Origin of the sequence: Hymenobacter siberiensis, assembly GCF_018967845.1 — a bacterium.
Lineage (GTDB): Bacteria > Bacteroidota > Bacteroidia > Cytophagales > Hymenobacteraceae > Hymenobacter > Hymenobacter siberiensis.
Window position 1 is genome coordinate 83,363 of sequence record NZ_JAHLZZ010000002.1, and the last position, 13,185, is coordinate 96,547.

General features: G+C 63.6%; 7 protein-coding genes. 4 read left to right on the plus strand and 3 right to left on the minus strand.

The features are described 5' to 3' along the window. The first annotated feature begins 125 nt into the window (after nt 1-125). The 4 genes from KQ661_RS21090 (at nt 126) to KQ661_RS21105 (ending at nt 6,598) form a co-directional block, all read left to right on the plus strand. Nucleotides 126-3,233 (plus strand): efflux RND transporter permease subunit, encoded by a 3,108-nt coding sequence (locus KQ661_RS21090; RefSeq protein ID WP_216690854.1) that lies wholly within the window; start codon nt 126-128, stop codon nt 3,231-3,233. A 149-nt stretch (nt 3,234-3,382) separates the two neighbouring features. Then, nucleotides 3,383-4,276, plus strand: coding sequence for a DUF2279 domain-containing protein (locus KQ661_RS21095; RefSeq protein ID WP_317196164.1), 894 nt, complete (start codon nt 3,383-3,385; stop codon nt 4,274-4,276). A 64-nt stretch (nt 4,277-4,340) separates the two neighbouring features. Continuing rightward, entirely contained in the window at nt 4,341-5,048 is a 708-nt protein-coding gene (locus tag KQ661_RS21100; RefSeq protein WP_216690853.1) for a DUF1345 domain-containing protein, read from the plus strand. 830 nt (nt 5,049-5,878) lie between these two features. Then, a complete protein-coding gene (locus tag KQ661_RS21105; RefSeq protein ID WP_216726973.1) occupies nt 5,879-6,598 on the plus strand; it encodes an SGNH/GDSL hydrolase family protein in 720 nt (239 codons plus the stop codon). Nucleotides 6,599-6,893: 295 nt separating this feature from the next. Here KQ661_RS21105 and KQ661_RS21110 read toward each other — a convergent pair whose 3' ends face one another. Genes KQ661_RS21110 through KQ661_RS21120 form a run of 3 tightly spaced genes read right to left on the minus strand, consistent with a single transcriptional unit; the run spans nt 6,894 to nt 12,900 of the window. Further along, a complete protein-coding gene (locus KQ661_RS21110; RefSeq protein WP_216690851.1) occupies nt 6,894-7,742 on the minus strand; it encodes a hypothetical protein in 849 nt (282 codons plus the stop codon). After that, entirely contained in the window at nt 7,739-8,464 is a 726-nt protein-coding gene (locus KQ661_RS22970; protein ID WP_216690850.1) for a 4'-phosphopantetheinyl transferase family protein, read from the minus strand. The genes KQ661_RS21110 and KQ661_RS22970 overlap by 4 nt, the downstream gene beginning before the upstream one ends. Further along, nucleotides 8,446-12,900 (minus strand): Pls/PosA family non-ribosomal peptide synthetase, encoded by a 4,455-nt coding sequence (locus tag KQ661_RS21120; RefSeq protein ID WP_216728059.1) that lies wholly within the window; start codon nt 12,898-12,900, stop codon nt 8,446-8,448. Before KQ661_RS21120 ends, KQ661_RS22970 begins: the two co-directional genes overlap by 19 nt. Nucleotides 12,901-13,185 lie beyond the last annotated feature (285 nt).

Here is a 13,185-nt window from a genome sequence, read left to right on the forward strand (position 1 = left end):
TACCGCAGTAGTAATCCATTGCCGAGATAACGAAGCGGGCGAGATGCTTCGGCTCCGCTGCGCTGCGCTCAGCATGACCGGCCGCTGTCTAAAGTATCCGGCCACTTACTTGACCAAAAACATCCATGAATAAAATTATCAAGGGACTCATCGGCTTTTCGCTGCGGCATCCCTACGTCATCTTTTTCATCACCGCGCTGGTGGTGGTGGCCGGGTCTGTGTCGTTCTACTACACGCCCGTGGAGGCCTATCCCGACGTGACCAATACCGAGGTGGTCATTATCACGCAGTGGCCGGGCCGCTCGGCCGAGGAAGTGGAGCGCTTCATTTCCGTCCCGATTGAGACGGAAATGAACTCCATCACCCACAAAACGGTGATTCGCTCGATTAACCTGTTCGGGCTTTCGTTCATCAAAATTGTGTTCGAGGACGGCACCGACAACTTCAATGCCCGCATGGAAGCGGCCCAGAAGCTGGCCAACGTGAACCTGCCCGACGGCGTGGCCGCCAACGTGCAGCCCCCCACCGGCCCCACCGGCGAGATTTATCGCTACACGCTCGTCTCCAAAACGCGCTCCGTGGCGGACCTGAAGACGCTGGAAGACTGGACCATTGAGAAAAACCTGCGCGCCGTGCCCGGCGTGGCCGACGTGGTGAGCTTCGGCGGCCGGGTCCGCACCTTCGAGGTAGCTGCCAACCCCGGCTTGCTGAGCAAATACGGCCTGACGGCGCTTGACGTGTACTCGGCGCTGCAAAAATCGAACGTGAACGTGGGTGGCGATGTGCTGCGCGAGGGCCAGCAGGCCTTCGTGGTGCGCGGCATCGGCATTGTGACCAGCGTGCCCGACATCGAGAAAATCATGATTAAAAACGTCAACGGCGTGCCCGTGCTCGTGCGGAGCATTGGCACGGTACAGGCCAGCTACCTGCCGCCGCTGGGCGTGGTGGGCCGCGACGCCAACGACGACGTGGTGGAAGGCATTGTGCTCATGCGCAAGGGCGAAAACCCCGGGGCCGTGCTGCCCGTGCTCGAAGCCAAGGTGAAAGACCTGAACGAGACCATCCTGCCCAAGGACACCAAAATCAAGGTGTTCTACGACCGCACCGAGCTCAACCAGCACACCCTGCGCACCGTGGGCGAAAACGTGGCCATGGGTATTCTGCTAGTGACCATCGTGCTGCTGCTGTTTCTGGCCGACTGGCGCACGACGGTGACCGTGGCGCTGGTTATTCCGCTGGCCCTGCTGTTTGCCTTCATTCTGATGCGCATCAAGGGCATGAGCGCCAACTTGTTGAGCATCGGGGCCATCGACTTCGGTATTATTATCGACGGAGCCGTGGTGATGGTTGAGGGCTTGTTTGTGATGCTGGCGCTCTGGGCCGCACAAGACGGCATGGAACGCTTCAACAAGCGGGCGAAGATGGGCCGCATCCTGAGCACGGGCCTGGAGATGGGCAAGTCCATCTTCACGTCCAAGCTCATCATTATCACGGCCTTCATCCCAATATTTTCCTTCCAGAAAGTTGAGGGCAAGCTTTTCTCACCGCTGGCCTACACCATCAGCTTCGCGCTGCTCGGGGCCCTGCTGCTGGCCCTCACGCTGGTGCCGGTGCTATCCAGCATCCTGCTAAACAAGAACGTGCGCGAGCGCCACAACCCGCTCATTGAGTTCCTGAACCGGACTTACGCTCCCCTGCTCGACAAGGTGATGGCCTACCCGCGCCGGGCCATGGGCACGGCCCTGGTGGCGCTGGTGCTGGGCGTGGGGGCCTTCCACTTCGTGGGTACCGAGTTTCTTCCTCACCTCAACGAAGGCTCGATTTACGTGCGGGCCTCCATGCCGCTAAGCATCAGCCTGGAAGATTCGTACCACTACACCAAGCAGTTCCGGCAGGTGTTTGAGAAATATCCCGAGGTGCGGGGCGTGATTTCGCAGACCGGCCGCCCCAACGACGGCACCGACGCCACGGGCTTCTTCAACCAGGAATTCTTCGTGGACCTGTTCCCGGCCGATGACTGGAAGCGCAAAATCTCCAAGGACGAGCTGATTGCCGAGATGCAGCACGACTTGAACCGCTTCCGCGGGGTGGACTTCAACTTCTCGCAGCCCATCAGCGACAACGTGGAGGAAGCCGTGTCGGGCGTGAAGGGCTCGCTGGCCATCAAAATCACCGGTCCTGACCTTGACCTGCTCGACAAAAAGGCCACGGCGGTGTACAACGTGATGCACAAAATCAAGGGCGTGGAAGACCTGGGCGTGTTCCGCAACCTGGGCCAACCCGAGCTGCGCATCACCCTCGACCCCGACAAAATGGCCCAGTATGGCGTGGCTGCCGCCGATGCCAACGCCGTCATCGAAATGGCCATCGGCGGCAAGGCGGTCAGCTCGGTGTTTGAAGGCGAGAAGAAGTTCGACCTGCGCCTGCGCTACGACCAGCCCTTCCGCTCGTCGGTGGAGGCCATCGGCGACCTGCTGGTGCCCACCCTGAACGGTGGCAAAATCAAGCTGGGCGAGTTGGCCGTCATTAAAAACGTGTCCGGCCCGGCCTTTATTTACCGCGAAGACAATGCCCGCTTCATCGCCGTGAAATTTTCCGTCCGGGGTCGCGACCTGGGCTCGACGGTGGCCGAGGCCCAGCAAAAAGTGGCCAAGGCCGTGCCGCTACCCGAAGGCTACCGCACCCAGTGGAACGGCGAGTTTGAAAACCAGCAGCGGGCCCAGCGCCAGCTCAGCATCGTGGTGCCGATTTCGATTCTGGCCATTTTCTTCATCCTCTTCGTGTCGTTCGGCAACGCCCTGGATTCGACGCTGGTGCTGCTCAACGTGCCCTTTGCCCTCATTGGCGGCATTGCGGCGCTGCTCATCACGGGGGTCAACTTCAGCATCTCGGCCGGCGTGGGCTTCATCGCCCTGTTCGGCGTGGCCACCCAGGACGGCGTGATTCTGGTGAACAAGTTCCGCCACAACCTGCGCGACGGCATGGACCTGGTGCCCGCCATCAAGGAGGGGGCTAAGTCGCGGCTGCGCCCGGTTATTATGACGGCTCTGATGGCCTCGCTGGGCCTGCTGCCGGCCGCCCTCAGCCACGGCATCGGCTCCGAAACGCAGAAGCCGCTGGCCATCGTCGTCATCGGCGGCCTGATAACGGCCACCATTCTCTCCCTGCTGATTTTGCCCACGGTGTACGAATGGGTGTACAGCAGTAAGAGCGAGCGGGCTCGCAAGAAGTAAATTCAAACAGTTAATTATACTCATCGCGAGGTAGGGTACGACCCCGTACCCTACCTCGCGATGAGTGCAAGCCTTCTGCTTTGCTGCATCGCACCATTCGCCTGATTGCCTGCCTTGGAAGTACCGTCGTGACTTTTGGCCGCGCACCAGTGGCTGCTCAAACGCTGCCACCAGTCACGGTATTGACCGACCCGATTACCCCCCAGGATGGCCTCAATTCGGCACGGCTGGTGGGCGTCGTGGTGGGCACAACGGTACTATACGCCCTCAGCACCTACCTGTTGGGCAAAACGTGGTACACCAAGCGCGTCCCCTTCCACTACTTTAACGACAATAACGAGTGGCTGCAAATGGATAAGGTGGGCCACGCCACCACGACCTACGCCATTAGCCGGGGCGAATACGAGCTGTTTCGTTGGAGCGGCGTGCCCGACCGGACTGCGGCACTTACTGGCGGGGCTATCGCGCTGCTATTTCAGAGCACGATTGAAGTGTTCGACGGCCATTCCGAAGGCTGGGGGTTTTCGAAGGGCGACATGGCGGCTAATGCGGCCGGAGTGGCTCTGTTTGTGGGCCAGCAAGTGGGCTTGGGCCAGCAACCCCTGAGCCTTCGCTATGGCTTCCGGAGCAGTATTTACCCGCAGTACCGGCCGGAATTGCTGGGCCGCCGCCGTTTTGCGCAACTGCTGAAAGACTACAATGGCCAGCAGTACTGGCTGTCGGTGAATGTAGCGAGCGTGCTGCCCGTAGGCCCCTCTTTTCCGCGCTGGCTGAACCTCGACCTGGGCTACAGTGGCAGTGGGATGACCGGGGGTAGCGCCAACCCGCCGCTATACGGGGCCGATGGCCGCCCCCTCGTTTTCCGGCGCGTGCGCCAGTTCTACCTGGCCCCTGACTTCGACCTGGCTCGGCTGGCACCCGTTGGTTCCACCGGTCATATGCTGCTAGGTGCCAGCCAGTTTCTAAAGCTGCCAACCCCATCCCTGGAATTTAATCCGCGCGACGGCTGGCGCTGGCACCCGCTCCGGGCGGCCGCCGATTAACGCGCGGTATCGCGGTCTAAATACGCCAGTACTGCTTCCTATAAATTTCTTCTCCTGCCATCCAATGGCTTCTTCTGCTATAACGGCTCGGGTACCGCGGCGTCGCCGACTGCACCGGCTACTGAACCTGCGCGCACTGCAACGGGTGGGCTGGGCGCTAGCCGCCGGCGCCCTCTGCGCGGGCCTGGCTCCGGCCGATTTTCACCCCGGCACCCGCGTGGTAGCCGGCTGGGACGGGTTCTGCTTAGTGCTTCTAATTCTGACCTGGGCCACCATCGCCACGGCCGATACCGAGCACCTGCGCCGGGTGGCCACCAGCCAGGACCCCGGCCGCACCTGGACTTTCGTGGCCGTGCTGCTGGCGGCCGGGGCGAGCCTCTTCGCCGTAGCCTTGCTGCTGCGGGGCATCAAGGCCCTGCCCCCGCGCGAGCAGGCCGAGCAGGTGGCGGTGTCGGTGGTGGCCGTGGTAGGGGCCTGGTTCCTATTGCACACGCTCTTCACCTTGCGCTACGCCCACGTGTACTTCAGCAAGGACCCGACCGCTTCCCCGCCGGATGAACTCGGGGGCCTGCAGTTTCCCGGCGACCCGCCCACCCGCTACTGGGACTTTGCCTACTTTGCCTTCACCATTGGCATGACTGCCCAGACCTCCGACACCGGCGTTACCTCCCTGCGCATGCGCCAGCTCACCCTCGTCCACGGCCTGCTCTCCTTTGCCTTCAACACCGCCGTTGTCGCCCTCGGGGTCAACGTCGTCTCCAGCATTCTCTAGCCCAGAACCTGCCATAAAGGCGCCTGAATTGCTGCGGCTCTCCGGTGCGCAGTTGCCTCCCTGCAGCCCGAACGTCATGGCCCGATGCGAGCGGCTAAGCTCGGCACACCAGACTTGCCGGCGTGGGGTGCGCCGGCTTAAACCTTCACCATAACCCGGTGTTAAATATCCAGTTAACCACTCCCGCTAGCTACGGGGCGAAGTAAATAGCATTGCGGCTCCTTTGGCGCCCCGAACGTTGCACTGACGAAGCCGGCCAGCACCGGCAGCCCTGATTGCGATAGTTCCCGCATCCGCTCTCGGCCAGTCCGGAAAAAGCCGCTCAACCGTGCTGCTTTTTCCGGACTAGTTAACAGCTTGTTGGCGCTTTTAAGTACTACGACATTACCGAATACGAAGACGGTAGCCCGACCCACGACACGGTATTGTTCGACGTGGCCAAGCACCGCAACGGCGCCACCGACGAAGTAATAACGGGCTGTTCCATGCGCCGGGGGACGTTCCAAGACCTTGTTCCTGTATTCTGAACAGTAGTATCTGTCATAAGCCTTGGCTCTAGCCACTACCTCCATAGCTTACAACCCCCTGAAAGTAAACAAGGATTTGTAGAAAAAAGATAATTTAAACATAATATAGTGCAGTTCAGAAAATCGAGTGCATCTTGCATCTTCTATCGATTCTAATTTCTAAGTGCCGAACCATTAGCTTTTAGCTGATAGTCTTTTTGTTTCTTGTTTATTATCAGTTAGTTATGTCAAATGTATCAACTGTTTAATTTGGAGCAAGCACTTAACTGACTTCTTAAAGGGGCTTTCCCCCCATTCTGCCGCATGAAGCGTATTGAAATAATTGTCCTGGGTGGCTGCCACGTGGCGGGCTATGCAATCTCCTCCGACCATGCTTTTCCGAAACTGCTCGCCGAACTGCTCCAGGGCGAAGTGGTGGCGCAGGTGCCTAACCTGTCCTTTGTGCAACTGCCCGAGCACCTGGCAGCCATTAGCGCACTGCACCCCTCGCATGTGGTGCTGCAGTTGGGCAACCACGAGTTCTCGGCCAGCTGGCGGAGCCTGGGGCACCAGCTGTGCCGGGCATTGGGCATCCGACCCAGTAGCAAAAAGCCCCTCGCCGGCGCGGCCCAGCCAATGAGCAGCGTGGGGCCGGCCCTTCCCATCGGCCGATTGGCCTACTACGCCCGCATCACGGCCACGGGCCTGCTCACGGCGGCGCTGTGGGTATTTTCGGCCCGATACCGCCGTAGCTTTCGGGCCCTGAACGACTGCATGCGGCAGCACCCCAATACGGCGTTTGTCTTTTTGTCGCCGTTTCCCTGCCTCGTTCCGGCCGACAACGCACTGCGGAATTTCGGCGGCTGGCTATTTCGGGGGCTTCTGGCCAACCTGCCCAACCGGTACTGGCTGGATTCGCACCGGGTGCTGCGTCCCGACCGCCAGATGTTCGTCGACACGTCGCACCTCAACGAAACTGCCCATCGGGTGCTGGCCCATAGCCTGGTCGCCCTTATCCTCAGTAATATAAATTCTTTGGTGTGAGCCTCGTGGAAGGCCTTTGCTCGGCGTGGCCACATGGGGAAGAGGTCGGCTCCTCACTCGTAGGGTTTCTGTCGCAGGGCACACCCACCCGCCGGCTACTCCCAAAACCGTACATCTTGTGCGGTTCCGGCCACCAACCCCCACTGGTCGCCGGGATGAAAAACCGAAACGTTGCGAGGGCCTTAAAAAGCCTTGGGCAGCCGTAGGACCTGGTTAATTTGGGCAGCATCGCATCGAATTGTAGCATCTCCTACGGCGGTATTGCCCACACTTTTCGATACGTTCCAACGTCTGGCTACTCTGCCGGTTTTGCGGGCAGCCGGAGAATAAGGGCCGCGCTCAGGTAGCCGAACGAGGGCGGAGCCTGGGTTTCGCCGCGTACGCGCAGCGGGGCCAGCAGGTGGCCGGCTAGGTTCAGGGCCAGGTGGCCGCGCTGCACTTCCAGCGGAAAGCTGAACTCGTAGGCCAGCGGCACCAGCCGCAGGGTGGGCTGGTCGATTTTGGCAAAGTTCTGGTCGAGCGGCGTGGCCAGGGTGCCGAAGCGCAGCAGCGCCAGCGACGAGCCCCAGTCGAGCTCCGCCGCTGGCGTAAAGCTCACCTTATCAAAGCCCAGCCAGTGCGCTTTTTCCAGCGGCAGGCTTAGGTTCAGACCAAGCGTATGGGCTTGGAAATGGTCGAACAGGAAGTTGTAGTCCAGGCCCAGCGCCACTGGGCCAAGAGTATATTGGGTGTAGGCTTCCAGGTTGTTGCGCAGCACGGAATCCTTTTTGGTGATGCGCTCGGCGTAGAACGTGCGGCTGCCCGACAGCGAGTAGCTCCAGTTATCGGTAAACTCGCCGGCGTAGCCCAGCTCCAGGCTGGTGTACACGTAGCCCGGTCGCACGGGGCTGAAATACAGGCCTTCGAGCCGACCGTAAAGGCCATTGGCGGCCGAGTAGCTCACCTGAGGGTTGAGGGAGTAGGCGTGGCTGCCGTATTCGCGGCCCAGGTAGCTGGTACGCGCCTCATAATCGAGCCGTAGCTCCCAGCCGGCGCTGCTGTCGGCCGCCGCCACGGGCGGGGCTGGGTTGGGGGCAGCGGGCGGCAGCACCTGGCCGGCAGCAAAAAACGGCAATGCCCACAACAGGGCCACGAAAAACTTCATCTGGGAAATGGAATGGCCGCCACCGGCAGCCGGGATGGAAAATCAAAATGCTGCCAGCAAACGGCCGTTGGTGCCGCGCAGGCCAGCGCGCCCGCGTGGTCCTCGTTCACCGCGAAGCCTTGGAGCTGGCCGGGGCCGGGCACTTGCCAGGCAATGGCCGAACCGCGCCGCCGCGCCACCGAGAAGCCCGCGAACGGCAGCGCCAGTCCCATGCCCGAGCACTTGGCCCAGGCTTCCTTGCGGGTCCAGATGGCGTAGAACAGCGCCCGCCACGCGGAGCGCCCCGCCGCCCGCAGCACGGCGCGCTCGGCCGGCGAAAACAGGTAGTCGACCAGGGCTGCCGCCCCGGCCACGGGCCGGATGGCTTCGAGGTCAACGCCCACCTCGCCCTGGTTGGAAACAGCCAGCAAGGCCCAGTCGGCGCGGTAGCTCAGGTTGAACCACAAGGGCGGGTCCGTGGTCAGGATAGGCTTTTGCCGGGCGTCCACGCCCAGGGCCAGCGCGGCCGGGGGCTGGTGGGTGTAGTGCCCCAGCACGGCCCGCAAAAAGACGTGCGCCCCGGCATAAGCCTGCGCGGGTCCGGCTGCCAGAAACCGCGCATGCCGGGCCTGCTCAGCAGCCGACAGTTTGGCCAGCGCGGCCGGGGTCACCGGGCCGAGGCGGGTCCGCCAGCAGTGATAAAACGGCAACGGGGATGCCGCCACTACGGCACGAACGAGCACGGAATGCCCTGCCAGGTAGTGTGGGCGGGCAGCCGTTCGCCCTTCATCAGCAGCGAGAGGCTGCGCAGGCGGGCCCCGGCCTCCATCTCCGAATCGTAGAGCACCACGGCCGACACGCCCACCGAGGCCCCGGCTCCAATGCGCAGGTGCGACATCTTCATCACCCGGTCCTCAAAGAGGTGGGTCTGGACGGTGACGCCGCTGGCCAGCTCGGCTTGGTCGCCGACGTGGGCCAGGTCAAACTCCGTAATTTCGGTGGTATCCAGATAGACACGCTTGCCAAAGTCAGAACCCATCCAGCGAAAGAAAATGGCCGCGAACGGCGTACCCAGCAGCAGCGCCTCCCAGAACGGATACACGTAGCTTTCGCACAGGGAATTAACCAATTCGCTGCGCCAGACGAAGGACGACCACAGCGGCTTCTCGGCCGGCACGTAGCGTCCGATTATCGTCCATTTGAGCGCCACCGTGAGCAGGGTCAGGCTGAAAATGGAGGTCAGAAAAATACCGGTGCCGCCCAGCACCACGCGCCAGAAGGGCAGCGCCGGGTGCTCGACGCAGTAGTGATAGAGCAGGCCGAAGCTCAGGAAAGCGAAGCAATAGGGGAGCGTTATTTTGAAGAACTCAATCAGCCCCCGGGCCAGCACCAGCCGGCGCGGCGGGGCAAAGGTGAGGCTGGCCGGAAAAGCGTGGCTGACCGGCCGGTTGGGCAGGGCAAAGGCCGGCGAGCCCACCCACGAGGTATCGTCGGCGGGCGTGGTTGCCGGGGCTGTGGATAGTGCCCCAATCAAGACGCCGCTGCCCAGCGTGGTGCCGCCGGGCACCACTGCGCTGTTGCCGATAAACGAGCGCGCCCCGATAACGGTGGGCGCGATGGTGAGCACCCCGCGCTGCACCCGCGGCGCGCCGATGCTGACCGAATCGGCCAGAAAAGCCTCCGCGCCCACCGTCAGCTGGTCGACCGAGAGGTGATTTAGCGTAGAAACTTCGGCCCGCCGGCCAATGCGCGCGCCCAGCAGGCGCAGGTAAAATGGCGTGTAGATGGTGGCGTACAGCGGCCGCAACAGGCGCAGGCTCTCGGCCAGAATGGCATCGACGAACCATTGCTGCACGTAGGCCCGGCTGTAGAGCGAGTGCGTGGCCGCGCCGCGCCGGCTGGTGCCCACCCGCACAAACAGGGCCGAGACCAGGATGGAAAGCACCACGTAGAGCGTGGAGAGGGGCAGCAGCAGCGCCAGCGCCGCCAGCCAGCCGTAGCGCAGCACGGCCTCGTAGAACAAGCCCACCACCGGCAGGGCGCTGCCCGCTGGTAATAGCTGCACCAGCAGCAGCGCGCCGGTTTGCAGGGCCAGGAAGCCCAGGCGGGTGCTTTGGCCGGGCCGAAGTACGGGCGGGCAGTCGGCCGGGGCCAGGGTGCGCACGCGCCGGGCCGGCGAGCCGGCCCACACCTCGTAGGCGGGCACTTCGTGGCCAGCGGCCAGGGCCGAAAGGTCTTCGAGCACGGCCTCGGCCCCGAGGCGCGAATTGTTGCGCAGCACCGCCCGCAGGCCCACGTAGGCATTCTCACCTACTTCGATGGGGCCCAGCAGCAGGCGGCCGGCTTCCACGCGGTAGCCTAGCAGGCCGGCCTCGGGGGCAATGCTGGCGCCCGCGCCGATGGTAATCAGGTCGAAGGCCAGCAGACGGTTGGAGTTGAGGTGGACGTGCGGGCCAATGTGTGCCCCCAGCAGGCGGTAGAAGGCATTGAGGTAAGGCGTGCCGGTGAGCAGGTAGGCGGGCACCGATTCGACGGCCTTCTTCACTAGCCAGAAGCGCAGGTAATAGAAGCCCCACAGCGGGTAGTTGCCCGCCCGAAACCGGCCGATAACGAGCCACTTCACCGCCACCACCAGCAGGCCATACAGGGGCAGATAGGCCAGCAGCGAGGCCAGGGACAGGCCCAGCAGCGGCAGCCAGTGCCAGTGCGCCATGCCTGTGCGGCGCAACGAAAACAGCAGCGTGGTGACGGGCAGCGCGTAGAATAAAGTAGCCGAAAGCAGCTGCAGTCCCGCCGTGACCGCCCGCACGCCCGTCGAAGCGGCGGGGCTGGTGGCGGCCGGCTCAGTGCTGAAGCCGGTCGTGGGCGCATCGGCTTCGGTGGGCGTTACCGCGCAGCGGGCCAGGCCCTCGATGGTGCGGCCGGCGTAGAGGTCGCGCACCGAGAGGCCGGCAAACTCAGGCCGCCGCCGCAGCTCCGATACCAGTAGCGAAGCCAGCAGCGAGTTGCCGCCGAGGTCAAAAAAGTCGTCGATGACGGAAATGGCCTTCGTGCCGAAGCGCTGCTGCCACATGGGCAGCAGGGCCGCTTCGGCGGGCGTGCGCGGGGCTACCAGCACTCGGTCCGACTCCGCTGCGGTGCCCTGCGGGTAGGGCAGGGCCTTGCGGTCGACTTTGCCGCTGGTCAGGGCCGGGAAGCTGCCCATTTCCACGAACAGGGCCGGCACCATGTAGGCGGCCAGCCGGGTGCGCAGGAAGGGGCGCAGCGCGGCTTCGTCCAGCGCGTGGCCGGCGGCCAGAATGAGATAGGCAATAAGCCGGGGCACGTCGTCGGGACCGGTTTTGAGGGCCACGGCGGCGTTGCGCACGCCCGGAAACTGCAACAGCAGCGCCTCGATTTCGGCCAGCTCGATGCGGTAGCCGCGCAGCTTCACCTGCGTGTCGATGCGGCCCAGAAACTCCACTTCGCCGCCGGTCGTGAAGCGGCCCAAATCGCCAGTGCGATAGAAGCGGCCGCGCAACGCCGGCTGGGGGGCATCTGCTTCAATAAACTTGCTGGCCGTCAGCTCGGGGCGGTTGAGGTAGCCGGTGGCCAGCGCGGCTCCGCCCAGGCAGATTTCGCCTTCCAGGCCCGGGGCAACGGCCTGCCCGGCCTGGTCGAGCAGCCGCACCACGTAGCCCGGCACCGGCCGGCCAATGGTGAGCGGCCGGCCCGGCACGTAGTCGGCGCTGGTGGCGATGACGGTGGCCTCCGTGGGCCCGTAGGTGTTCACGATGCGCCGGCTGGTCCCGCCCCAGGCCGTCAGCAGCTCGGCCGGACACACTTCGCCGCCCAGAATGAGTAGGCGCACCGTGGCCACCGGCGCATCGAGCAGCGAGAGTAGCGTGGGCACCGTGGAAAACACCGTGACGCCTTGGGCCAGTAGAAACGCTGGCAGCGCGTCGGGCGCTTTCATCACCTCGTCGGGCACCGGCACCAGCGCCGCGCCGGCGGCCCAGGCCAGCCAGATTTCTTCCAGCGAAGCATCAAAAGCCACCGAAAAGCCCTGCGCTACCCGGTCGTCGGCAGTCGGCTGAAACAAGGCCTGCTCGGCCTGCACCAAATGGCCAATGCTGCGGTGCGGCAGCACCACGCCCTTGGGCAGGCCGGTGGTGCCAGACGTGTAGATGACGTAGGCCGGCGAGTCGGGCGAAAGCACGGGGGCGGGGGCGGCCGGCCGGCTCTCGGCCGGATAAGCCGGTAGCTGGTGCAGGTTCAGGGCGGTGCCGGCCCACTCGCCGGGAGCGGGGGGCGGCCCGGCCGTCAGCAGCAGGCGCGCCCCGCAGTCGCTCAGAATGAAGGCCACCCGCTCGGCCGGAAAGCTTAAGTCCAGGGGCACGTAGGCGGCCCCGGCCTTGAGCACGGCCAGCATGGCCACGTACAGCTCCGTCGATTTTGCGATGAACAGGCCTACGAAATCGCCGGGTTGCACGCCCGTGGCGCGCAGATAGTCGGCCAGCGCGTTGGCGCGCTCGTCCAGCTCGCGGTAGCTCACGGGGCCGGCGGGCCCCAGCAGGGCCGGCCGTGTGGGGTACTGCTGCACGCTGGCTTCAAACCACTCGTGCAGCCGCGCGGGAGCGCCGGCGGGCAGCTGCACCGGGCTCTGGGCAAATTCGGCTAGCTGCATCAGCTCGGCGGTACCCAGAAATTGTAGCCGGCCCACCGTGGTTTCGGTAGCGGGCTCGAGCTGCTCGAATACAGCCTGCAAATGGCCGGCAGTAGCGGGCCGGTCGGCGACGGCAAACGTCACGTCATCATCCAAAAACGTAACTTTGCTTTCCCAGGCGGGTGGTGTGTCGGCGCTGTCGGGCGTCATTTGCAGGTGCCAGGGCTGCATTGCCGGCTCCCAATCAGGTGGCAATGCCGCCAGCGCCGTGCGGATTTGCTGTGCGGCCTCGGCAGTCAGCGTGCTCACCCGCTGCGCATCATCCAGCGAAAGATGCAGCTGGAGCACCGGAGCCAGCAAATCAGCCGGCGCGCCCAGCCGCACGGCCACGGGCAGCACGGTGGCCGTGCGCTCGGGTTGGTAGCGGTAGTGCACGAGCGCATAGGCGGTAACCGAGGCGGTTAAAGCGGCAAAGGGTACGGGCAGGACTAAGGTGTCGGTACTACCGTTGGCAAGCGTTTCGGTGGGGTTCATAGGTAAGCGACAGCAATGAGCAGACACAACAAGCGGATGGTGGATTCGATGGCGGAAGCCAGACTCCGTTTAATTACTCGGAACAACTCCTTTCCAGCCGACCGGCTGACTGTTGCAAACCACGTCCCGCCAGATGTTGATATGCTGAAGTATTGGCCTGGGCCAGTTAATGGAAGCCAGTCCTAACGGCTGGAAGAAGGGCCGCTATTTATTCTGTGATGACCGCCAAAAATGCCGGCAGCCCGGCACTGGGCGGCGGCCTCAACACGCGCTGCCGCCCCATTG

What these genes read in the sequence shown, in the direction of transcription:
- KQ661_RS21090 (WP_216690854.1), top strand. Translation starts at nt 126, where the DNA reads ATGAATAAAATTATCAAGGGACTCATCGGCTTTTCGCTGCGGCATCCC.
- KQ661_RS21100 (WP_216690853.1), top strand. Translation starts at nt 4,341, where the DNA reads ATGGCTTCTTCTGCTATAACGGCTCGGGTACCGCGGCGTCGCCGACTG.
- KQ661_RS21105 (WP_216726973.1), top strand. Translation starts at nt 5,879, where the DNA reads ATGAAGCGTATTGAAATAATTGTCCTGGGTGGCTGCCACGTGGCGGGC.
- KQ661_RS21110 (WP_216690851.1), bottom strand. Translation starts at nt 7,742, where the DNA reads ATGAAGTTTTTCGTGGCCCTGTTGTGGGCATTGCCGTTTTTTGCTGCC.
- KQ661_RS21120 (WP_216728059.1), bottom strand. Translation starts at nt 12,900, where the DNA reads ATGAACCCCACCGAAACGCTTGCCAACGGTAGTACCGACACCTTAGTC.